The sequence below is a fragment of the Clostridium beijerinckii HUN142 genome (assembly GCF_000621745.1).
GTDB classification, from domain to species: domain Bacteria; phylum Bacillota; class Clostridia; order Clostridiales; family Clostridiaceae; genus Clostridium; species Clostridium beijerinckii_A.
The window spans coordinates 72,287-96,977 of record NZ_KK211338.1; the positions used below are offsets into that span (position 1 = coordinate 72,287).

Annotated in this window: 20 protein-coding genes, 1 riboswitch and 1 other annotated feature; of the genes, 18 read left to right on the top strand and 2 right to left on the bottom strand. The window is 30.0% G+C overall.

All coding sequences use genetic code 11. The features are described 5' to 3' along the window. The first annotated feature begins 176 nt into the window (after positions 1 to 176). The 5 genes from T483_RS0125725 (at position 177) to T483_RS0125745 (ending at position 5,720) form a co-directional block, all read left to right on the top strand. Positions 177 to 1,997, top strand: a complete 1,821-nt coding sequence (locus T483_RS0125725) for a sulfite exporter TauE/SafE family protein (RefSeq protein ID WP_026889419.1) — start codon at positions 177 to 179, stop codon at positions 1,995 to 1,997. Positions 1,998 to 2,244: 247 nt separating this feature from the next. Next, a complete protein-coding gene (locus T483_RS0125730) occupies positions 2,245 to 3,501 on the top strand; it encodes a S8 family peptidase (RefSeq protein ID WP_026889420.1) in 1,257 nt (418 codons plus the stop codon). Between the two features lie 121 nt (positions 3,502 to 3,622). Further along, positions 3,623 to 3,904, top strand: coding sequence for a hypothetical protein (locus T483_RS0125735; RefSeq protein WP_026889421.1), 282 nt, complete (start codon positions 3,623 to 3,625; stop codon positions 3,902 to 3,904). A gap of 135 nt (positions 3,905 to 4,039) precedes the next feature. Next, positions 4,040 to 5,290 carry a cell wall-binding repeat-containing protein gene (locus tag T483_RS0125740; protein WP_026889422.1) on the top strand — a complete coding sequence of 417 codons (1,251 nt, stop codon included), beginning with the start codon at positions 4,040 to 4,042 and terminating at the stop codon, positions 5,288 to 5,290. Positions 5,291 to 5,363: 73 nt separating this feature from the next. Then, positions 5,364 to 5,720: a hypothetical protein gene (locus tag T483_RS0125745; RefSeq protein ID WP_026889423.1), complete on the top strand. Its 357-nt coding sequence runs from the start codon at positions 5,364 to 5,366 to the stop codon at positions 5,718 to 5,720. 235 nt (positions 5,721 to 5,955) lie between these two features. On the opposite strand, the gene T483_RS0125750 is transcribed toward T483_RS0125745, so the two are convergent. Then, positions 5,956 to 7,017, bottom strand: a complete 1,062-nt coding sequence (locus T483_RS0125750) for a LacI family DNA-binding transcriptional regulator (RefSeq protein WP_026889424.1) — start codon at positions 7,015 to 7,017, stop codon at positions 5,956 to 5,958. Between the two features lie 445 nt (positions 7,018 to 7,462). Here T483_RS0125750 and T483_RS0125755 point away from each other — a divergent pair, with 445 nt between their 5' ends. The 13 genes from T483_RS0125755 (at position 7,463) to T483_RS0125815 (ending at position 23,141) form a co-directional block, all read left to right on the top strand. Beyond that, the gene (locus T483_RS0125755) at positions 7,463 to 8,755 is read left to right on the top strand and encodes an ABC transporter substrate-binding protein (RefSeq protein WP_026889425.1); all 1,293 of its coding nucleotides are present in this window, start codon (positions 7,463 to 7,465) and stop codon (positions 8,753 to 8,755) included. A gap of 163 nt (positions 8,756 to 8,918) precedes the next feature. Then, complete coding sequence (locus T483_RS0125760; protein WP_026889426.1) at positions 8,919 to 9,959, top strand: carbohydrate ABC transporter permease; 1,041 nt, start codon at positions 8,919 to 8,921, stop codon at positions 9,957 to 9,959. After that, positions 9,959 to 10,816: a carbohydrate ABC transporter permease gene (locus T483_RS0125765; RefSeq protein WP_026889427.1), complete on the top strand. Its 858-nt coding sequence runs from the start codon at positions 9,959 to 9,961 to the stop codon at positions 10,814 to 10,816. The genes T483_RS0125760 and T483_RS0125765 overlap by 1 nt, the downstream gene beginning before the upstream one ends. A 118-nt stretch (positions 10,817 to 10,934) precedes the next feature. Further along, on the top strand, positions 10,935 to 13,307 hold the full coding sequence (locus T483_RS0125770; protein WP_026889428.1) for a glycoside hydrolase family 31 protein: 2,373 nt from the start codon (positions 10,935 to 10,937) through the stop codon (positions 13,305 to 13,307). Between the two features lie 34 nt (positions 13,308 to 13,341). Then, complete coding sequence (locus T483_RS0125775; protein WP_026889429.1) at positions 13,342 to 15,006, top strand: alpha-glucosidase; 1,665 nt, start codon at positions 13,342 to 13,344, stop codon at positions 15,004 to 15,006. Positions 15,007 to 15,392: 386 nt separating this feature from the next. Continuing rightward, the gene (locus T483_RS0125780) at positions 15,393 to 16,280 is read left to right on the top strand and encodes a DUF1002 domain-containing protein (RefSeq protein WP_026889430.1); all 888 of its coding nucleotides are present in this window, start codon (positions 15,393 to 15,395) and stop codon (positions 16,278 to 16,280) included. A gap of 132 nt (positions 16,281 to 16,412) precedes the next feature. After that, positions 16,413 to 16,470 (top strand) — a sequence feature (sodium ion sensor (DUF1646 type); this cis-regulatory element may regulate processes involved in with the transportation of sodium ions). Positions 16,471 to 16,600: 130 nt separating this feature from the next. Next, on the top strand, positions 16,601 to 17,797 hold the full coding sequence (nhaA, locus tag T483_RS0125785; protein ID WP_026889431.1) for a Na+/H+ antiporter NhaA: 1,197 nt from the start codon (positions 16,601 to 16,603) through the stop codon (positions 17,795 to 17,797). Between the two features lie 190 nt (positions 17,798 to 17,987). Next, the gene (locus T483_RS0125790) at positions 17,988 to 18,194 is read left to right on the top strand and encodes an alpha/beta-type small acid-soluble spore protein (RefSeq protein WP_026889432.1); all 207 of its coding nucleotides are present in this window, start codon (positions 17,988 to 17,990) and stop codon (positions 18,192 to 18,194) included. Between the two features lie 513 nt (positions 18,195 to 18,707). Further along, positions 18,708 to 19,073 (top strand): ArsR/SmtB family transcription factor, encoded by a 366-nt coding sequence (locus T483_RS0125795; RefSeq protein ID WP_011968780.1) that lies wholly within the window; start codon positions 18,708 to 18,710, stop codon positions 19,071 to 19,073. 22 nt (positions 19,074 to 19,095) lie between these two features. After that, complete coding sequence (locus tag T483_RS0125800) at positions 19,096 to 21,525, top strand: heavy metal translocating P-type ATPase (RefSeq protein ID WP_026889433.1); 2,430 nt, start codon at positions 19,096 to 19,098, stop codon at positions 21,523 to 21,525. A gap of 130 nt (positions 21,526 to 21,655) precedes the next feature. Beyond that, a complete protein-coding gene (locus tag T483_RS0125805; RefSeq protein ID WP_026889434.1) occupies positions 21,656 to 22,348 on the top strand; it encodes a Crp/Fnr family transcriptional regulator in 693 nt (230 codons plus the stop codon). Between the two features lie 39 nt (positions 22,349 to 22,387). Next, positions 22,388 to 22,708 (top strand): rhodanese-like domain-containing protein, encoded by a 321-nt coding sequence (locus T483_RS0125810; protein WP_026889435.1) that lies wholly within the window; start codon positions 22,388 to 22,390, stop codon positions 22,706 to 22,708. Between the two features lie 73 nt (positions 22,709 to 22,781). Next, positions 22,782 to 23,141 (top strand): C-GCAxxG-C-C family protein, encoded by a 360-nt coding sequence (locus tag T483_RS0125815; RefSeq protein ID WP_026889436.1) that lies wholly within the window; start codon positions 22,782 to 22,784, stop codon positions 23,139 to 23,141. 76 nt (positions 23,142 to 23,217) lie between these two features. Here T483_RS0125815 and ablB read toward each other — a convergent pair whose 3' ends face one another. Continuing rightward, a complete protein-coding gene (gene ablB / locus T483_RS0125820; RefSeq protein WP_026889437.1) occupies positions 23,218 to 24,087 on the bottom strand; it encodes a putative beta-lysine N-acetyltransferase in 870 nt (289 codons plus the stop codon). Between the two features lie 197 nt (positions 24,088 to 24,284). Next, a riboswitch (cyclic di-AMP (ydaO/yuaA leader) is annotated at positions 24,285 to 24,419 on the bottom strand. Positions 24,420 to 24,691 lie beyond the last annotated feature (272 nt).

Sequence of the window (24,691 nt, forward strand, 5' to 3'; positions counted from 1 at the left end):
GAACTATAACATGTGAAAAATATATGTTTATAAAAGTGCACAGAAAGATTTCTGTGCTTTTTTTATATCCTCATAAAATCTTCATAACTTTATATTATAATCTATATATATAATTTGAGTTATGATTTTAAATGCATCACTGTTTATAACAAGCAGTGACTTATTAGGAGGAGATTATGAGTATTAAGAGGGAGAATATTAAAGTTTATGATATGACCTGTACATCTTGCGAAAATAGAGTGGAAAGAGCTTTAATGAAGATTGATGGAGTTTTAAATGCCATGGCTAGCTATAGTGCACAGCAGGTAACAGTTGAATATGATAGCAAGCTTTGCAGTATGGAACAACTAAAAGAAGCTATTAACAAAGCCGGTTATAGTACAAAAAATTCGGTTAGCTTAAAATTTGCAGGTCTTTTAATTATAGCAGCAGCAGTCTTGCTTCTTGGCAATTCAACATCAGGATTTGATATGAGTGCTAAGTTAAATAATGCGTCTTATGTAGTGCTATTTATTGTTGGAATACTTACATCTATACATTGTGTTGGCATGTGTGGTGGAATAATGCTTACACAAAGTTTATCTAAAAATAGTATTATAAATGAAAAAGAGAATAAATTTAAAGCTTTAAAGCCTTCAATTTTATATAATGCTGGAAGAGTAACCTCATATACAATTGTAGGCGGTATTGTAGGTGCATTAGGCTCTGTTTTATCATTATCACTTAATGTAAAAGCTGGATTGCAAATATTTGCAGGATTATTTATGGTAATAATGGGATTAAATATGACAGGTTTTTCTCTGCTTAGAAAACTTAATATTAAGTTGCCATGGTCCTCTTGCAAAATTAAAAATAAACCTAAGGCGCCGTTTTTAGTTGGGATGCTAAATGGGTTAATGCCATGCGGTCCACTTCAGACAATGCAGCTTTATGCATTAGGTACTGGTAGTGCCATAAATGGAGCAATAGCAATGTTTTTATTTTCTTTAGGGACAGTTCCTTTAATGCTTATATTTGGTGCTGCATCAGGTTTGTTAAGCAAGGGATATACGAAACAACTTTTGAAATTTAGTGGGATTTTAGTGGTAGTACTTGGATTGATAATGGGTAATAGGGGATTAGCTCTTGCTGGAGTTGGAATTCCAAATGCTAGTACGCTGGCGCAAAATCTTTCTGGAGATGGAGCTCAAGCCGCGCAAGCCAATATAGGTAAGGCTACGATAGAAAATGGAGTTCAGGTAATTAGAATGACAGCAGATAATAATGGATATACTCCTAATGCATTTTACGTACAAAAAGATATGCCTGTTAAGTGGATAATTACAGGAAATCAAATAAATTCTTGTAATAATGCAGTGGTAGTGCCATCTCTTAACATCCAAAAAACATTAAAATCCGGAGAAAATGTTATAGAATTTACACCTAAAGATGGGGATATAAACTTTAGCTGTTGGATGGGAATGATAAGAGGGATAATTAAAGTTACAGATAATCTTGATTCAGTTGATACATCAAAAGCAGATTCATCAATTCCGGCTCCTAGTAGTGGAATGAGCTGTTGTACAGGAACTTCAGCAAGTAACACCCCTCAAACTCCGAGTATATATGGTAATGACTTAAGCAAAGTTTCTACTGATAGGTTAATTAAAAAAGCTAATATTTCAGGAGACACTCAAAATCTAAGTATAAAGGGAACTGGTTATGAATTCGAACCACTTGTAGCAGTTCTGCAAAAAGGCATAAAGACTAAGCTTTCTGTAGATCTTAATTCCTTTGATAAGGCTGATGGAGTTTTCATAATATATAATGCAGATAGTGGAGATGAAGTGACTACTTTTACAGGTAGAAAAGATATAGTAAATGTGGAATTTAATATAGACAAGAGTGGAACATATCTAATTGTTAAAGATAATGTAGTTGCAATGGGAATAGAAGTTACAGATTCATTAAAAACTGTAAATTTAGACGAGGTTCGTAAGAAACTTATAAATGAATAAAGAATAAATGAGAATTAAGGCTGGTATATAGCAAATTAATATATATCAGTCTTTTTTCGTTTAGTTAAGACATGTATTAAAGATATTCATTATAATCAGATAATATAATAAAAAATAAAGAATTTCACAAAATCGACACAATTATAATGTATTATTATTTAACAATTAGATAAATGAAGTTTATAAAAGGTATTATTGTTCATAATTAAAGATATTAGTAAGTAACTATGATTTAAGGAGGTTTTTTATGAGAAGTAAGTTAGCTAAATTTATAATAATTGCAGCTTCAATATTTGCATTAGTTTCTATTTCGGGTTATTCACCTAGAAGTAATAGCATTAATAGTAGGAGTAATAGTGTAAGTAATTTTGTGAAATCACTAAGAAGTGCTGATTTAAATAACCTTCTGAGTAGCGTGAAAGATATAATAAGTGTTGATAAAAATAATAATAAATATAACTTAGTGTCACCAAGAGATCTAGAACAATACATTTTGGCTGAGATTGGTAATGTAAAAGGGGTTGAAATAATCAATGAGCCTAAAATTATAAAAATAATAAAACCAATACAGAAGACACCGGTAAAAAATGATTTTAAGTTAGGAGAAATAAGTGAAAATACTAATAAAGATGTAAATGACCCCGGATATAAGTATGAGTGGGATATAAGTTATACAGAGGCAGATAAAGCATGGCCTCTAATAAAACAAAAGAGAGAAATTAAAGTAGCGGTTTTAGATACAGGAGTAGATTACACTCATCCAGATTTAAAAAATAGAGTATTAAAGAGCAAGGGATATAATTTTGTAGATAATAATTCTGATACGATGGATGACAATGGTCATGGTACTCATGTATCAGGAATAATAGCTGCAAATACTAATGACAATATTGGTATAGCGGGAATTGACGGAACATTAGATGTAAAAATAATTCCGGTAAAAGTATTAGATAGCAATGGGGAAGGTGAGGTAAATGACATAGTTAAGGGCATTAAGTATGCTGCGGATAACGGAGCTGATATAATTAATTTGAGTTTTGGAGCTAATGAGAAGAGTAAATCAATTGCAGAGGCAATAAGCTATGCTAAGAGTAAGGGAACATTTGTCGTAGCTGCGGCTGGTAATGATAATGAAGATAGTGATAATATCAGTCCGGCTGGAGATGGCGCTTTTACAGTAGCCGCAATGAGTTATAATTATAAAAAGGCCTCGTTTTCTGATTATGGTAATTGTATAAAAGTTTCAGCGCCAGGAGTAGAAATATTAAGCACAGTTCCAGGTGGCTACGAAGCATGGGATGGAACAAGTATGGCAGCACCAGTAGTAACAGGAATAGCAGCTATGGTTAAAGCAGAGGATCCAAATTTATCTCCAAGTCAGATTGAAGATGTTTTAGATAGTACTGCTAAGGATATTATGTCCAAAGGTAAGGATAAGCAATCAGGATATGGACTTATAGATGCTTATAATGCTATCAAAAAAGTGAAACAATTAGAAAAGTAATATAGATGAAGTTGATTTTTAGCTTCATCTTCATTAAATCTTCATAATATTTGTTTAAGATAGGTGTATGATTAATAGATTTTAAGACTATACTTAATTAAAATATTAGGAGGAATTTAATATGAATTGTCATGGAAATAATAGTGGCGAAAACAAAAAACACAATCCAATTAAACACATGTTAATGATGGTATTTTGTTGCGGACTTCCTTTCATAATTGCAGCAGTGGTTCCTATTATGAATATTGGAGCAGGACTTAAAAGTATTATAGGAGGAATAGCACCTTTTATATGCCCTATAATGATGGCATTGATGATGATTATGATGTTTAAAGGTGGTAAAAATGAAAAGTGCTGTAGTAGAAATAAAGAAGTTGACAATAATCCTAAAACAATAGAGTAGCTTACATCTTTCATAGGTAAATTATATTTAAAGAAGTTAATCAATAATTTATATAATGATTAACTTCTTTTTGTTTCATGACAAAATATAACTTGTGATCATACTATGTATTAAAAAGTTTTAGGAGAAAAATTAATGAATGCTATTTCGAAAAGTTGTCCTTTTACACTAAATACCACTAGGGTTTGTGCTGATAATGAATTAGATACTTCCATAGAAATATCTAAAATTGGTTTTAATAATATGAAACCAAATGCGGTTATTTTAGTTAATAAAGATGAAGTTTTTGATGGAATTGCAGCAACATCTTTAGTCCATTTTCCAATTGATGCATCACTTTTATTTACTGATGGTAATAGTTTAAGCGAAAAAACATTAGAAGAAATTGAACGATTATCTCCTAAGGGATACAATGGAGTACAAGTAATTTTAGTTGGTAATATTTCGAAAAATGTATCTTCTACACTAAACGATCATGGATATAGAACACAACATATATCAGGTCGTAACTACTATGAGACTGCGTGTATAATATCCAGGATACGAAAAGAATTTAATAATATTCTTATAATTTCAGGGGAAGATTATTCTGAAGGAATTGTTGCAGGTTATTGGTCTGCACATCATGGAGATCCTATTTTATTTGTACAACGAAACAGAATTCCTAATTGCACTATTGAGATTATTAAGAAAATGAATGATATTAATATTTATATAATTGGTTCAACTAAAGTAATATCAAAAGATGTTGAATATTATTTAGCAGCATTAGAGAATGTTAAGAAAATAGACAGAATTGATGGTGAAAATCCCTACGAAATAGCAGTCAATTTTTCTAGATACAATGATGCAAAAACTGATTTTGGATGGGGGCGGAATTATAGAGGAGGTCATGCTTTTACATTTGGACAACTTAATGAACCAATGAAAATAATAGCCAGTGTAGTATTTGCTCATATGGGAAAACATACTCCGCTTCTTTTAATTGAAAAAGATAAAATACCAGAAGTGGTAAAGAGGTATATTAATTTAATTAAACCTATACAGCAAAAAGGAATGCCAAGGCCCCCATTTATGCATGGATTTATTTTAGGTGATGTTTCAAATATAAGCTATAAAGCACAAAAAATGATCGAAGGAATGCTTTCAATTGACCAATATATGATGAACATGGACAATGAAAAAATGGGAAATATGAAAGATATAATGAATAAAATGCCTACTAGGATTAGGAATACTAGTCAAGAAAATATGATAATGAATAATGGAATGCAAGATATTAATAGAAATATAAAACATGATTCCAATCATATATACGATCAGGATTATATATTTGAATGGAAGGATTTAAACTATAGAAAAGTCAATATAGACGAAATATTATAATTTTATTCTTTAAATTATCACAATTCTTCTTAGTTTTGAATAAAATAATATTTGGAAGGAGATGGTTTAAAGAATGGATGTAGAAAAAGATACCTACAGAGATTTAAAAGGCCTATATGATAATTGCAAAAAATACATGTATTACCGAGCAACTTTAATAATGACAGATGGAAGTACATTTGATGGAATTATTGAAAATGTAGATGGGGATAATGTTTCGGTATTAATGGGTGAGGATGTAACAGAGAAAGAAAATGAAGAAAATTCTAATCAGCAGCGTCAATATGGAGGATACGGCTATAAGCCTAGATTCAGACGTTACAGGCGTAGAAATTTTCCACTTGCTGCTTTAGCGGAAATTGCTTTATTGCCTTACATCGCTCCACCAGTACCTTATCCGTATTATCCTTACCCATACTATCCTTATTAGAGATATACTTAAAGAAAAAGTCTAATAGATTAAATATGCAATCTTGTTAGGAACAAGTGTATTTATTATAATATTGTTGAGGCAATTGTTTAATAAGAACAATTGCCATTTGTACTAATAGCTATATTGAAAGACTTTATAAACGGTTGTGTTTGCAAAGCGTTGTTACAGCCGTAAGATTTATTTATGAAACAGGGAAAATAAACCTTATGAAATTTGATTAGTTTAACGTGAACTATTTGATGCTTTCTGAGTTTGCCTGATATTCTAAATTAGATAATTGTCCTACAGATTGACGTTCGACTAGTTCTACATCTAAAGTGATTTTATTGTTAGATACATAACCTTTTTCTATATACTCTATGAGGAGATTTACAGCTTTTGTTGCTTTGGACTCTATATCCTGAGAAATAGTAGTGAGTTTTGGTGTAACATAAACGGATGGCAGAAGATTGTCAAAACCAATAACTGACAAATCATTAGGAACAATTTTTCCGTTCAACTTAGCTCCTTCAATTATGCCGATTCCCATAATATCAGCAGTTGCAAATACAGCAGTAACATCAAATTCTTTATTACATATAGACCGGCCTAAATTCATACCAATTTCGTAGTTTGGTTCTACATCGACTATGAGATTTTCGTTAAACTCGATATTAGATTCTAATAAAGCATCTTTATATCCTTCAAGTCTTTTGATAATCTGAGGAATTGGAACATCATCTTTATGACATGGTCCTGCAAATAAAATTTTTCTGTGTCCATTATTTATAAGATAGCGAGTAGCTATATAGCCGCCTTTATAATCATTTATGCCTACACTTATTATGTTATCAATTTTTGAATAACTATCTAGAAATACCATCGGAAGTTTATTTTCCTTCAATATTGAATAGATAAGATTGTCATAGTCAGGCATTAAAAATATAGCACCATCCATATTCCAATTTTTAAGCAATGCAGATATATCTGAAACATCCTTAACTGAACGAATCATTAAATAGTATCCGTTTTCACGAACTACATTTTGTATAATACCAAATAATTCACTAATATAAGGATCTTTAAATAGATTATTAAACGAACCCTTAATGGGAACTATAACTCCTATAATTTTAGAGGATTTAGCTGTTAAGCTTCGTGCAGTTAAGTTAGGAACATAATTATACTTTTGTATTATTTTTTCTACTTTTTCTATAGTCTTTTTTGATACTTTTGAATGATTTCCATTTATTACATTTGATACTGTCATTATACTGACACCAGCTTCAGCTGCTATATCTTTTAGTGTAACCATAATTGCCTCCTAGTTTACCGATATACTATTATGAAGATAAGTGTATATAGATAATATTAATATATATTACATATTATTGCAATGAGAGCATATGCATTAATTGTAAGAATTAACGTATAAAAAAGATGTTTTATGATCTTAATGCATAAGAAAAGTAAAGTATTTAGAGTAGGTTTAAGCACTAGGTTTACTAGTTAATAAATATTTAAATAGGCAAAAGAAAAGAGTTAAGATTTCTTGAGTTATTAATTTTGCTATATATAATAGCAAAATAAAAAATGTAGATAATTGAGGTAAAAATGGTTATGAAAACGATTGACAGAAAAAAGAAACAATGTTAATCTTATGATATAGTTTAGCGCTAAACATAATGACTCGAAGATAGGCATAATAATATAAGTATAAATCATATTAATCTAAATAAATGTATATGAGGTGAAAAAATATGAGGAAAAAAGTGTTAGCAGCATTACTTGCAAGTACTATGGTAATAGGTTCTTTATCAGGCTGTGGAAGTAGCTCGAGTCAAGCTAGTTCTGATTCTAAAACATCAACTGGAAATAGTGAAGCAATTCGTTTCGTAAACACGAAAATTGAAATTGACAAACCATTAAAGGAATTTGCAAAAAAATATCAAGAAAAAACTGGACAAGAGGTAGATATTGAATCTCTTGGCGGTGGAGTGGATGTTAATGGACAGTTAAAGAATTATTTAGCTGCAGGAAATATGCCAGATATTTATGCGTTTGGGCCAGATTCCTATGTTTCATTTAAGGATTATTTAACAGATTTAAGCGATCAAGGGTGGGTAAAAGATACCGATTTTGCCTTTAAAGGTGATGATGGTAAGGTATATGGATTCCCATTTGCCATTGAAGGTATTGGTTTAGTGTATAATGCAGACATATTGAAGAAGGCTGGAATTGATCCAAAGACTTTAACAAACATCAATGCTTATAAAGAAGCTTTCAAAAAAATTGATGGAATGAAAGATCAGCTCGGTATTCAAGCGGTTGCATCAGTAGCAGCAGAATCAGGACAAATGTATTGGTCAACTGGTAATCATATCATGGGTGCTTATTTATCAGAAGGACTAGATAGAAAAGATAAAAAATATATTGATATGTTGAATAAGGGACAATTAGATGACGAACGTTTTGGAGAATTTGCTGATTATGTAAAATTATTATTTGATTATGCAGACAAGAATGTTTTAATATCAGGTACTTACGATGATCAGTTAGCATTATGGGCAAAGGGAAAAACAGCTTTTATTACTCAGGGAAATTGGATAGATCCTTCTTTAGCAACATATGATGTGAAGTTTGATTGTGGAATTGCGCCACCAGCATTTACTGCAAAAGATACACCAGGTATTTTAGCAGATGCACCAGCTTATTGGGGAATTTATAAAGACAGTAAGAAAATAGATGCATGCAAAGAATTTCTTAAAGCTTTTGTATCTACAGAAGAAGGTCAAAAATGTTTGATAAAGGATAGTGGAATGGTTTCACCATTTAAGACAAGCACCATTGAACCAGACTTACCTTTAGCAAAGAGCGAGAGCAATTATATTAAAAATAATCAAACTTATGCATGGGATTGGACACATATGAAAGATGGTATTGCAATGAATTCTACAGGACCTGTTTTTGAATTATATGCTAAAGGCCAATTAGATAAGGATGGATTTACAAAAGCAATGAAGAAAGCAGTTGCCGATTATATGGCAAAATAATAAATGTAGTATAAATTATATAGGTTACTTATAAATAAAGTAGCCTATATTAATTATATTTACAGCACATGCAAAATATTAAAAAGGGGGGAAAGCATAAGCGCAAAGTATGAGCAATTATAATAATGATTATAAGGAACATTCAAGTTTAGGAGGAAAAAGCATGAATACAAATATAAAAAGATTGCTTTCGATCGGAGTAATGTTGGCTGGCATTTTAGCTATGGCTTTTGCACTATATTTAGATATTATAGGTAGTAAAAGCACAATGCGTGGAACTATATTAATTGTAGGCGTTTTATTAGTGATTTTAGGCCTATATAGTTTTCCAACTAAGAAGCATAGAATCATAATTAATATCTTATTTTTATTTCCATTGTTATTTGCATTTTTTGTAACTGTGTTAATACCATTTGTATGCGGTGTTTTTTATTCTTTTACTAACTGGAATGGAATTAAGTTTACGGAGTTTGTTGGATTAGGTAATTATATCAGCATGTTTAAATCTGAGGACTACGTATATTCATTTATAGTAACTTTTATTTTTACAGTTATTAATATGATTTTAGTAAATTCGGCAGCGTTTGCATTAGCATTATTTTGCACATCAAAAGTAAAAGGAAAGAATTTTTATCGTGCAGCTTTCTTTATACCAAATTTAATTGGAGGAATTGTACTAGGTTATGTATGGCAATTTATCTTCAACAAGGTATTCACAGTTGTTATAAATGGTAGTGCATCTATGCTTACAAACCCTAATTTAGCATTAATGGCAATTTTAATAGTTAGCACTTGGCAATATGCAGGGTATATCATGATGATTTATGTTACAGGATTGCAAAATGTCCCTCAAGATATTCTTGAAGCATCTAGTGTAGATGGTGCAAGTGGCTGGGTTACATTATTTAAAATTAAGATTCCAATGATTGCTAATACATTTACAGTTTGTATATTTCTAACATTAGTTAATTCGTTCAAACAGTTTGATTTAAATCTAGCAATAACTAATGGTGCTCCTAGCAGAATTTTAAATGGAGATATTGTACAATCAACGGAGTTTTTAGCTCTTAATATTTATAATACTGCAATTGGTAAAAATCAATATGCGCTTGGACAAACTAAGGCGGTTATATTCTTTATTATATTGGCAGTTGTATCATTAACTCAGGTATATATAAGTAAGAAGAAGGAGGTAGAAGTATAATGAAGTCGATAAAAACAAGAAGTATGATTGGAGAAATTATTGGAATTATACTTGCTCTTATAATTCTGTCCCCATTTATTTTAGTGATTTTAAATTCAGCTAAAACAAGTGCAGATATTGTAATCAGCCCTCTTTCTGTTCCTAATAAATGGGGACAGATGTTAACAAACTTTAAAAATGTAATACACAACGATAGCTTTAATTATTGGAAATCTTTTTTTAGTTCATTATTTATTACAATCGTTTCGTTGGCTCTATTGTCTCTTTTTTCATCCATGACAGCATGGGTACTTTGCCGAAATAAGAGAAAATGGTCTGGATTTATTTTTATGCTTCTTGTGGCAGCTATGGTTATACCTTTCCAAGTTGTTATGCTCCCTTTACTTTCCACATTCAGAAATATATCTAATTTTCTGGGAATTCAAATGCTGCAAAGTTATCAAGGTGTCATATTTGCTTACCTAGGATTTGGTGGAAGCATGTCCGTATTTATACTTCATGGTTTTATAAAAGGAATTCCACGTGAATTAGAAGAAGCAGCATGGATTGATGGCTGTAGCCCAGAAGGAACTTTCTTTAGAATCATTTTTCCTCTATTAAAGCCAGTTCAAATGACAATTTTGATTCTAAATGGTATTTGGATATGGAATGATTATCTATTACCATCGTTAATGTTGGGGTTAAATGGAAAAATCAAAACTCTTCCAGTAGCAGTAAGTGCTTTTGTAGGATCATATGTAAAGCAATGGGATTTAATTCTTTCAGCTGCATTTTTAGCAATGATACCAATTATCATCTTATTCTTATTTGCTCAAAAGCAGATAATTAAAGGCATAGTAGATGGTGCAATTAAATAAGTAATAAATTTATAAAATAATAGATAGTTGAAGTAAAAGATATTATTAATAAAAATCTTAAGTGTTTTTTGAATAAAAGCATTTTCAGAAAATGTTGAAATAATGGAGGTACTAGTGTATGGGAAAATGTCAGGAAGAAAAAATGAAATTTGGTAAAATGCTAAGTCATAAAATCGAAAATAATGTAATCAATATTAGATTTCAAGAGAAAGCTGTTTTTATAAAAGTATTGAATTCGTATATAATTAATTTCTTTGTGCCTTTACATAGGAAGGAAAGAAATTCTAAAGCGGTTGAAAATTTAAAAGATGATTATTATGATTTTCAGGTTGAAAATATAACAAATGGAATTCAGGTAACCACAGAAAAATTAGTTTGCAAGATTTATGATGAATTTAAAGTAGATATTTATGATAAGAAAGGAACATTGCTGTGTGCGGATTATAGAGGTGAAAGTAAACCTTTTAAAAGAAGATATGGTGATTACATGCTTGCAGAATCAGAAGGGCATTCTCTTAGGGAAGAATCTAATTACAAGGTATATGTTTCGAAAAGAATGGAAGAAGAAATGTATTTCTATGGTTTCGGAGAGAAGACAGGACATTTAAATAAGAAGGGATATCATTATGTAAATTGGAATACAGATAATCCAAAGCCCCATGGAGAAACATTTGATAGGCTTTATAAGTCAATTCCATTTTTTATTGGATTGAGTAAAGATAATGCATTTGGAATATTTTTTGACAACCATTTTGAGACTCATTTTGACATGGGAAAAGATAATTCTGAATATTATTATTTCGCTGCAGTTGATGGGAATTTAGATTATTATTTTATTTATGGTCCATCAGTTAAAAATGTTATTAAAGGATATACTGAAATTACTGGGAATATGCCTTTGCCACAAATATGGACTCTTGGTTATCAGCAATGCAGATGGTCTTATGATTCAGAAGAAAGACTCATGGAAATCGCAAGCACTCTTAGAGAGAAGGAGATACCGTGCGATACATTATATTTAGATATAGATTATATGGATGGCTATAGAGTATTTACATGGGATAACGAAAGGTTTCAGAACCCAGAAGCAATGATTAAAAAATTAAATGACATGGGATTTAAGGTAGTAACTATAATAGACCCAGGAGTCAAAGTTGATAAAGGATATAAGATTTATGATGAAGGACTTAGAAAAGGGTATTTTGCAACTGATAAGGCAGGTATAACATATGTAAATGAAGTTTGGCCAGGAGATGCTGTTTATCCTGATTTTTTAAATTCAGAGGTTAGAGAATGGTGGTCAGGAAATCAAAAGATAATGATAGATTCAGGGGTGAGTGGAATCTGGAATGACATGAATGAACCAGCAAGTTTTAGAGGTCCATTACCAGATGATGTCATGTTTAATAATGATGGAATTACAGTTAATCATAAAGAAGCTCATAATATATATGGCCATATGATGGCTAAGGCTACTTATGATGGAGTGAAGAAAGCAACTGGAAAGAGACCTTTTGTAGTAACAAGAGCGTGTTATGCAGGAACTCAGAAATACTCAACTGTGTGGACAGGAGATAATCAAAGTACATGGGAGCATTTAAGAATGTCGATTCCAATGCTTATGAATCTAGGACTTAGCGGAATGGCTTTTTGTGGGACTGATGTAGGTGGCTTTGGTTACGATTGTACTGGGGAATTATTAAGGCGATGGGTTCAAGTAGGAACATTTACTCCACTTTTTAGAAATCATTCTTCTATGGGAACAAGGGATCAGGAACCTTGGGCATTTGATGAAAATACGGAGGAAATCAATAAGAAGTATATAAAATTAAGATATAAGCTGATTCCATATATATACGACATGATGTGGGAGTGTAGTAAGAATGGAGCACCACTTATAAGGCCACTTCTATTTAATTATCAGAGTGATAAAAATACTTATGAAATTAATGATGAGTTCCTTTGTGGAGATAATATTCTAGTTGCACCGGTTGTTGAGCAGGGGCTAAAAGCCAGAATCATATATCTTCCTAAAGAAGAAACTTGGATAGATTATTGGACAAAAGAAGAATATAAAGGAGGACAATATATAATTAAAGAAACTCCGTTAGATCTATGTCCAATATTTATTAAAGGAGGAACATTGGTTCCGGTAGGACAAGTACAAAACTATATTGGTGAAAAGCAGTCTAATGCATTAACTATAGAAGTTTATCTATCTAATGATAACTCAGATACCGAATATAATCACTATGCTGATGATGGGGAAAGTTTTAAATATGAGTTAGGAGAATTTAATAATTATAAGATTAAAGTAGTCAATAATAAGAAAGTTGAAATAAAAATTGACTTGATAAATTATAGATATGACGACAAATATGAAAATATAGAATTTATCGTTCACAATTTAAATAAGAAAGATTTAATTATAAATGGAGAAACAGTGGAAGTTATAAATGGTAAGGTATGTATAGCTAATCCAGCAAGATAAATATATTCAATACTAATTTAGGAGGTTTTACGTTATGAAGAAATGGTGGCACGACAAGATAGCATATCAAATATATCCAAAAAGCTTTTGTGATTCAAATGGAGATGGAATAGGTGATTTAAAAGGAATTATTAGTAAGCTTGATTATTTAAAAGACTTGGGAGTAGATATAATTTGGCTATCACCAATTTATTGTTCGCCTTTAGTGGATCAAGGTTATGATATATCTGATTATTATAATATTGATCCAAGATTTGGAACCATGGAGGATATGGATGAACTGCTAAAACAAGCAAAAAAAAGAAATATGTATATATTAATGGATTTAGTAGTCAACCATTGCTCAGACAAGCATGAGTGGTTTAAGAAAGCATTGGATGATCCAGAAGGAGAATATGCAGATTATTTTTATATTCGTGAAGGTAAAGGTGATAATCCGCCTTGTAATTGGCGTTCTTACTTTGGCGGAAGTGCATGGGAAAAGATACCTAATACCAATAAATATTATCTTCATTTATTTGCAAAAGAGCAACCTGACTTAAATTGGGAAAATCCAAAACTAAAAAATGAAATATTTAAGATGGTAAATTGGTGGCTTGAAAAAGGATTAGCAGGTTTCAGAATTGATGCAATTATTAACATAAAAAAAGATTTGAGATTTCAAGACTTTCCAGCTGATAGAGAAGATGGACTTTGCAGTATAGATAGAATGCTAGAAGCAGCAGAAGGTGTAGGAGACATGTTAAATGAGTTAAAAGAGAAAACCTTCGAAAAATTTGATGCATTTACAGTTGGAGAAGTTTTCAATAGAAAAGAAGGAGAACTTGGTAAATTTATAGGTGAGGACGGATACTTCTCTTCTATCTTCGATTTTGAAATGGAAGTGTTGGGGAAAAGTGAGTTTGGTTGGTATGATAATAAACCTTTTTCAATTAATGAGTTAAGAAAAGCTATTTTTAACAGTCAATTAGAGACTATTGGAGTAGGCTTTAAGGCTAATATCATTGAAAATCATGATGAGCCTAGAGGAGTGAGTAGATACATTCCTGAACAAGATCTAAATGATAGAAGCAAAAAAATGCTTGGGGCAATATCCCTTATGCTTAGAGGGATACCGTTTATTTATCAGGGACAAGAGATTGGAATGACAAATAACAAATTCAATTCGATAAAAGAATTTGATGATATTGCAACAATAGATCAATATAATGTGGCTATTGAAAAAGGATATAGTAATGAAGAAGCGCTAAAAATTATAAATATATTTAGCAGAGACAATGCTAGAACACCATTCCAATGGGATGGAAGTGAAAATGCAGGCTTTACAACTGGCAGACCTTGGCTTAAAGTTAATGAAAATTATAAAGTGATTAATGCAAATTCACAAATTGAAGATCAGGAATCTGTATTTAATTTTTATAGGAAACTCATAAATTTAAGAAAATCAGAAGAATTTAAAGATGCCATGGTATATGGAGAATTTGCACCTACATTAGAGGAATATGATAACTTAGTTGCTTTTTATAGACAAGGAGAATCTAGGAAATTAATGATACTTGCAAATTATAAAAAGGAAGAGCAGACTATTGAGTTAGATAAACAATACGTTAAAGTATTAATCAATAATTGTGAAGAAATAAAGAAAGATGAGGATAAAATCATATTACAAGGATATCAAGTACTTGTTCTTGAAGTTTAGTAAGGCTAATATACTTACTGTATAATATTGAAGAAATATGATAGAATTCTCTCCAGAAGATCTGGGGAGAATTCTTTATTATGTAAGAAATTATAGACTTTTTGAAGATGAATATCTGACTCTATAAAGATTTAGGTATGTCATATGCGTATGAGAAAAACATTAAACCGGGAAAATAAACTTGATTTATAGCTTATCCACTTTTTATCTTATTTTTAGGTAATACTTATGAATTATATTAATATAGTACATACTAAAATATTAATATAAAAGTAATATAATAATAAACAAAACTTAATTATTTTTGTGCTATAATGAACGGGAATAAAGGAAGTTAAATTTTTGGACATAATTTATAGCATAATAATATAAGGAGAATAAGAAATATGAAATTTAAATCATTTATATCAAAAGCAATTATTTCATCTTTAGCTTTGAGTGTATTTTTTACTTCAGTTACAGGAGGACAGGCGTTTGCAGATTCGTTTAAATCTGTTACGTTAGGAGCTGATTTAAGCGATGCTCAGAAGGCAGAAATGTTAAAATATTTTGAAGTAACAAAAAGTGATGCTAACGTATTAGAGGTAACATCAAAAGAAGAACATTCATATCTAGGCAAAGTTGCAACAGAAGCTCAACTTGGTAACAAAGCAATATCATGTTCTTATGTAGAACCGACTGAAAAAGGAGGAATAAATGTTACTACAAACAATCTTACTTGGGTTAATGACGGCATGATAAAAAATGCGTTGATTACAGCAGGAGTAGAAAATGCCAATGTAAAAGCATCTGCACCATTTAAAGTATCAGGAACTGCTGCACTTACAGGAATATTAAAAGGCTTTGAAAATAGTAGCACAGGAAAAAAGATTGATGAAAATAAAAAAGAAGCAGCAAATGAAGAATTGGTTACTACAGGAGATATCGCAGAAAAGATAGGGCAAAATGATGCTAGTAATTTAATGAATGACATAAAAAAAGATGTAGTAAAGGAAAAACCAAAAACAGATGAAGAATTAAATAAGATAGTCGATAAGGCTGTTAAAGATTATAAAAGCAATTTATCAGATGATGACATTGCTAAAATTAAAGATGTAATGAGTAAAATAAATTCATTAGACCTTAACTATAATAATTTAAAAGCGCAGATGGACGATGTAACGAACCAATTAAAAGATAAATTAACTAGCAAAGAGGCACAAGGTTTTTTTAATAAGTTAGAAAAAATGTTTTCTGATTTTTTAAGTTCAATTAAGGGTGCATTTTCTAAGTAACAGATTAAAAGTTTATCTTGGTATAATTTAGTTAAAGTAAGAAAATGTGAATTTTAGCTGCTACTCTTGAGTATTATAGTAATATATAATATAATTATTAATGAAAAAATAAATGAATATATTAAGTTGTACGGTTGGGCAAATTTGATAATTTGCTTTCAAGCAATTTTAGTTTCTGGGGTGGGAAACTCTTTTTTGAGTATTCCCACCTCTTTTTTATATAGATTTTTGATAAATTAATGATTAAATATAAAATCTAATTAATCTCTTATTTATGCTGAGTTTTTGGGAATAAATAATTATATGAAGGAGAGTAGAGTATGAAAAACAAAATTCAAAATAAAATTTTAAATCCATTTTTGCAATTCTTTAATAATGAATCTTCGAGTGGTATAGTGCTGTTGCTTTGTGCAATTATTGCAATAATAATTGCAAATTCAAATTTTTCTAGCGTGTATAATGATATGATTCATACTTATATAACTATTGGATATAAGGATTTTTCTTTATCAATGTCAGTTTTGCACTGGATTAATGATGGACTAATGGCCATATTTTTTTTGGTAGTTGGAATGGAAATAAAAAGAGAAATAGTATTTGGAGAACTTAAATCTTTTAGGAAAACTATATTGCCTGTATCAGCAGCTATAGGTGGAATGATTGTACCAGCTATAATTTATGTGCTATTTAATTTTAATCAACCAACTATAATAGGATGGGGAATTCCAATGGCTACAGATATAGCATTTGCATTAGGAATACTTTCTTTGGTTGGTAAAAAGGCTCCAAAAGGAATAATAATTTTTCTTACAGCACTAGCTATAGTTGATGATCTGGGAGCTATTATAGTGATTGCTATCTTTTATACAAGTGGAATATCATGGATTGCATTAATCCTAGGGTTGATTATTTTTGTAGTGATTATGTTGGCTAATAAATTCAATGTTAAGAATACCTGGTTATATATTCTTCTTGGAATTATATTATGGATTTGTTTCTTAAAATCTGGAGTGCATGCGACAATTGCTGGAGTATTACTTGGAATGGGATTACCCATCGGAAAAAATATGGAGGAATTTAGAACATCAACTTTGTATAAATTTGAGCATGTTTTAACGCCATTATCTTCATTTATAATTATGCCAATATTTGCATTAGCAAATTCAGGCATAACTATAGATATTAATAGTTTATCAACAGCAATAATAAGCCCAGTCAGTCTAGGTATAATTTTTGGATTATTTATTGGAAAACAAATAGGCATTTTTGGAGCTTCGTATATTTTAGTGAAATTAAAATTTGCAAAATTGCCTTCTAAAGTAACCAAGAGACATTTATATGGAGCAAGCGTACTTGGTGGAATTGGATTTACTATGTCACTTTTTGTTTCATCTTTATCATTTACAGAGGAAAATGTTTTATCTATGGCTAAAATAAGTATTATAATAGCCTCTATTCTATCTGCTGCATTTGGAGCTGTAATATTTAAAATAATAAAATTTAAAAGTGAAAAATAAATGCAAAATAAATTTTATGAAAAATTAAAACTTATTTTGCTAAAATTATAGCAATAAAGGAAGAATAGCTAAAGTTTATTAATACAAGCTATCTGTACTAGTTCTGTTAAGATTTTTATAGGTTATATTTTACGATAGTGGTTAAGATATTACTGCCAAACAAATTATAAATTAAGGGAGGTAGATTCATATGGCTTCAAACAATAGTGGAACAAACAGAACATTAGTACCAGAGGCAAAACAAGGATTAAACAGATTAAAAACAGAGGTTGCTTCAGAAATTGGATTAAGCAATTATGAGAGCATTGATAAAGGAAACCTTTCTTCAAGACAAAATGGTAGCGTTGGTGGAGAAATGGTAAAAAGAATGATAGAAAGCTACGAACAAGGACTATAGAAGATAGATAAAAGTAGGTGCGCTGAGTTTATTCTCAGTGCACCTTATGATTTTTAATATATAAATTTTAATTAAAAGGCACAATCATTAATTTAATAATGAGTTCTTTTGTTAATGATAAATTTAATTTTTAATAGTCTATATATGAGTATATAATTTTATATAACTTCGGATAGTATGTAAACAATAAGTATTAAGCTTATTGTTTTTTTATTCTTTAGGAAATTATAATCAAGTCAAATTTGTGGACCTTGTGCCCATTGAGTATATAAATCGTGAAAAGGATGATTCAGAAGATTGCGTGCTAAAAGAGAAAATCTTGCTTACCGTATTTTTTCATATATGCGTAAAAAAACTCATCGGTGTGAACAAATCTCCAGATCCGAAGTCACCTGAGTTTTTTTTCTGGAAAAGTTGAAAATAGTTCTCATTTCTATTGACAAAATAAAGTAATGTTGAATATAATGAATATATGAATAAGTATTCATATGTTCAAACGAAGAGGTGATAAGTATGGAAAATAATAATATTGAAGTTTGTAATTGTACTATAATTCATGAAGATATAATTAATAAAGTTAAGGAATCTATACCAGAAGAAGAAACTCTTTATGATTTAGCAGATTTATTTAAAGTACTTGGGGATTCAACAAGAATAAAAGTATTATGTGCATTATTTGAAGCTGAGATGTGTGTTTGCGATATAGCAGCATTACTTGGAATGACTCAGTCCGCTATTTCACATCAGCTAAGAGTTTTAAAACAAGCAAGATTAGTAAAATATAAAAGAAATGGTAAGGTAGTTTACTATTCACTAGATGATGAACATGTTAAAAGTATTTTTGATCAAGGGTTGATTCATATATCTGAGAAAAAATAAGTTTTAGATTGGGGGAAACATTATGGCAAGCAATATAAAAATAGCTAGTGGTCCTGTTAATGCGAAATTATCAAAGAAAGATAATATAAAAAAAGTAAAGAAAGAATTTATATTAGAAGGACTTGGATGTGCAAATTGTGCAGCTAAAATGGAGCAAAAAATAAATGAATTAGATGGAATTAATTTTGCCAATGTAAATTTTCTCACTAAAACTTTAATATTAGAAGCAAAGGAAGCAAATAAATTAGAAGAATTGATAGGAACAGTAACTAACATTGTAACTAATATTGAATCTCATGTTAAAGTTGTAGAAAAGATAACAGAGAAAATTTTAAAGAAAGAAATTTTACTTGAAGGATTATGTTGCGGTAACTGTGCTGCAAAAATTGAAAGGGAATCAAATAATATTGATGGTGTGAAATCTGCGCTAGTGGACTTTATATCAACAAAGCTTATTATAGAGATAGAAGACTCAGCAAAGGAAAATGCTATTATTGATAATGTTAAACGAATTGTCAAAAGAATAGAACCAGATGTTAATGTTGTTGTAATTGATGGTATAAATAAAAGTGCTATGAGTAAAAGTGAAAAAGTTGAAAATGACAATGATAAGAGTGAAATTATTAGATTAGCTATTGGTGCTTTAATTTTTGGAATAGCTACTATTTCAAAATTTTCAAATTCTATAGAATTATTGCTATATTTAATAAGTTATATTCTTGTAGGTGGAGAAGTGGTCTTAAGAGCTCTAAAAAATATAACTAAAGGTCAAGTATTTGATGAAAATTTCTTGATGACTATAGCAACTATTGGTGCTTTTGCAATAGGCGAATATCCAGAAGGTGTTGCAGTTATGCTTTTCTATCAAATAGGAGAGATGTTCCAAGATATGGCTGTCAATCGTTCTAGGAAATCTATCACAGCACTTATGGATATCAGACCTGACTTTGCTAATTTAAAAGTAAATAATGATTTTAAGAAAGTAGACCCAGAAGAAGTTAGACTAGGGGATATAATATTAGTTAAACCAGGGGAAAAGGTACCTTTAGATGGAAAAATAATTGAAGGAAATTCTATGATTGATACTGCTGCATTAACAGGTGAATCTGTTCCTAGAGAAGTAGGTATAGGAGACAGCATTTTAAGCGGAGTCATTAATAAAAATGGACTTTTAACAATTGAGGTAGAAAAAGAATTTGGAGATTCTACTGTTGCTAAGATATTGGATTTAGTTCAAAATGCAAGTGGTAAAAAGGCTCCAACAGAAAATTTTATAACAAAGTTTGCTAGATATTATACTCCTGCTGTTGTTTTTGCAGCTTTAGCGCTAGCTGTAATTCCACCTCTTGTTATTGATGGAGCAACATTTTCACAATGGATTTATAGAGCCCTAGCATTTTTAGTTGTATCTTGTCCATGTGCATTGGTTGTATCTATACCTCTTGGATTTTTTGGAGGAATAGGTGGAGCATCAAAGAATGGAATACTTGTTAAAGGTGGGAACTACCTTGAAGCATTAAATAATGTTGAAACAGTTGTATTTGACAAAACAGGAACTCTTACAAAAGGAATATTTAAGGTGACAGAAATAAGACCAGAAAATAATATTTCAGAGGATGAACTAATAGCTTGTGCAGCTTACGCAGAGAATTACTCAAATCATCCAATAGCAACTTCTATATTAAGAGCCTATGGCGAAGAGATAGTTAAAGATAAGATAAAAGGTTATGAAGAAATATCAGGGCATGGCGTAAAAGTTGTTCTTGATGGAAAAGAGGTATTTGCTGGAAACCACAAGTTAATGGATAAGGAGAATATCCCTTACGATAAAATAGATACAATAGGAACTGTAGTCCATATTGCTATAGAAAAGAAATACGCAGGTTATATTGTTATTTCTGATGAAGTAAAAGAAGATTCTCTAAAGGCTATCAAAGCTTTAAAAGCAATAGGTATTAAGAAAACAGTAATGCTTACAGGTGATAATAAAACTGTTGGAAGTAAAATTGCTAAAGAATTAGGCTTGGATGAAGTTCATGCTGAATTATTACCAGATCAAAAAGTAGAACAGCTAGAGTTATTATTTAAAGAAAAATCACCTAGAGGCAAGATAGTGTTTGTTGGAGATGGGATAAATGATGCGCCTGTTCTAGCTAGAGCTGATATTGGTATAGCAATGGGTGGCGTTGGCTCAGATGCCGCAATTGAAGCGGCTGATGTGGTTATAATGACAGATGAACCATCAAAAATAGCATCTGCTATAAAGATCGCAAAAAAAACTAGGACTATAGTAATGCAAAATATAGTTTTTGCACTAGGTATCAAATTAATAATACTAGTTCTTGTAGCTGTAGGTGTGGGAACAATGTGGGAAGCAGTATTTGGTGATGTTGGAGTTGCATTGATTGCAGTTCTAAATGCTATGAGAGCCATGAAAGTAGAAAATATATAATTATAAATTAGTGTAGTCATAATATTTATATGACTACACTTTTTAAGTATAAAGATATTTTAGATATGTGACTAAGTCACACAAATTTACTAAAAAAAAGAATATAATAATAAAATAAAGGAGGGATGAAGTGAATAATCGTATTGAAATATTAAATGGGAATAGTTTGGAAGATATGAAATCTCTATATAATGTATATCCAGTGCTATATGACATTAATAAAAAGAATGATCAAGTAGTAAACGAACAAGCAAAATTTAAAACTTTATATGCTGATGAATATGTAGAAGCTACAGATAAAGCATGTAAGGGGATATTATTTGTCATAAAAGGTGTAATAAGAATACAAAAAATTAATAAGAATGGTGAAGAAACTAATCTTTATAATATAAGCCAAGGTGAATTTTGTCATGAAGCTTTAAGCTGTTTATCAGATTTGGAATCATTAAATATAACAGGTAAGGCAATTCAAGATTCTAAGGTATGTATAATTCCTTTTGAAGTGGTTAAAAAATATTTTATTAGTGATAATAACTTCTTATTATACATTTATAAAGATCTGTATAATAAGTTTAATACTATTATAGGAAATAAAGAAGAAATTATTCATGAATCTCTGGAAACAAGGCTTATAAAATTATTAATAAGTAAGAAAAGCAAAATAATTTATGCAACTCACAGTGAATTGGCTTTTGAAATTGATTCGGTTCGCGAAGTTATAAGTAGAAAGCTTAAGAATTTTGAAAAGCTGGGGTATATAAAATTAGAAAGAGGTAAAATAATTATACTTAAAGATTTAAATAAAATATTAAAAAATAATTAAGGATGATAAACTAGGGAAATATTTAAGGAGGAAGTTATAGTGTTTGAATTTTTCAAAAAAGATGATGGAAAAGTTATTAATGTAAATGAAATTGATGATTTAATAGGAAAAGTTGAATTGATTGATATAAGAGAAGAATATGAGTATGAAGGTGGAAGTATAAAAAGTGCAAAAAACATCCCTATGGATAAGCTTTTAGGTGAACCAGAAAAATACTTAAATGAAAGTAAAGAATATTATATAATGTGCCAGTCTGGGGGAAGAAGTGCAAGAGCGTGCAGCAATTTAAGAAATCAAGGCTTCACGGTTATAAATGTTGCAGGCGGAATGGGATCATATGTAGGAAACAAAAGAAAATAAACTACATAACGGTAAGTTTTTATATTATCATTTTGTAAATAAAAATTATTTTATTGGATTGAGGGGATATAACATGAAGAAAGTTATCGAATTCCATAAAGAAGGTTATAACTGTGCAGAATCTATACTTAAAGCATTTAATGAAGATACAGGATCTGAGATTCCAATTGCAATCGCAAGCCCTTTTGGCGGAGGCATGACTATTGGAAGTACATGTGGAGCAATCACTGGAACTTTAATGGCAGTAGGTGCATTAAAAGGAAGAAATAGTAGTGAGGAAAAAAATAATTCAAGAGTTTTAACTAAAGAGATTATAAATAAGGTTAAAGAGAAATATGGTACTCTCGAGTGTATTGAACTTAAAAAGAAAGGTATAACTTGTGATGAGATTATAGAATATGCTTATAATATTTTGAATGAATATGCAAAATAGCATAACAAAAGAGGGAATTAAAAAATATTGTTTATTTGCCTCATGCAAATAAATAATATTTTTTATTATAATAAAACTAAGTTAAAAGGGTACTATTTATATTTTTTACCCAAAGGTTCATGTCTTCAAAAGTACCACATATATTACAATTGTTTACTAATCTACCAGCAAAGTTGTAATTATGTTTACTTAATACCAAGTTAATGCTAGGATTTATTGATCTAGATAAACTATATAAACAGAGAAAACCTTTAGTTTTTAAGTCGCATTCTAAAGAATAGATAATGTTTGATAATATGCCTTTACCTCTATACGATGGGTGAGTAGCACAATCAGTTATTTCAGCATTCAAATTTTCTTTATTCATGTCTGCTGAGGCTATACCGATTATTTTTCCATTATATATGGCAACTTTGTATAGAACTTTATCATTCATAGTTTGTTTTAAATATTCTTCATCATAGATAGGTGATGGATAAGTTAAAAAAACAGTGGAAAACAAATCTATCATTTCTTTTATATCATTTTTAGTTGCATTTCGAATAAGGTATCCTAAATTGTTTTTTTGATGTGCATATGTGTTCCTAACATTATGACATTCTTTTATTAGAAGTTCTTTTCTTGCAAAATTGCTGCAAACTTTTCTATCACTGCTAATAAAATATGACATACAAAAAGCATCGTTACCTTTAAAATATCCATTAATCTTGCCTTCGGAATTGAATCCGGCATTAATAAAAGTTTCAAAGGATTTAGTGTCACAATTACAAATAATCTTGCTTAAATGTTGTTTTGATGCAAAGTAAATTATTCTTTTTAAGTTCTGCATTGATATAGCATTTAAGTCAATTATTTTTATTCGCTTGTTAGGTAAATCTACTAATATTTTAGTTCGATCTATTTTTGCGTAAAAAGTATTATTTAATTCACATCTACTAGCTCTCATTAAATTGCTTTCTCCTTTTATCATAATGTATTACTTGAAGTTAGGAAAAAGTTTCTTAACTATAAGATATTTTTCCAGCCTCAAAAGTTTGTCCTAAGTTTAAGTTTATAATTATAAAAAAATAATAAGCTATAGAGAAGTCTCTATAGCTTATAAAGCAATAATATTTATAGGCATACATAAAAACAAAGTATACCAAAACTTCTCTTCTACGCTTACGAGATTAGCTGACGGATTCGGATTGAAGAAAATTAACCCTACTTATTATCGTGTAATAAGATTCACCCCAAAAAATGGTTCTCCCGTTCAAAGTGATTAAGCGTTACATATATAATTTTGTAATTATTAATATCCTATATATAAACATATCATTTTTAAATATTTGAGTCAATATATGTATAAGTCAATGTGTATTATTATGCAAATATAAACATTAGTCAATCAATTATATAGTATAAATGATCCAGATTACTTTATTTGTGAAAGTACAATAAATTTAATTATGTAATAAAATTACAAATTATTATGCATCTACTGGTGTTTTATTAACGCATTATAATGAATAAATAATATTTTATAGAAATATTATTAAATATAGCAATAC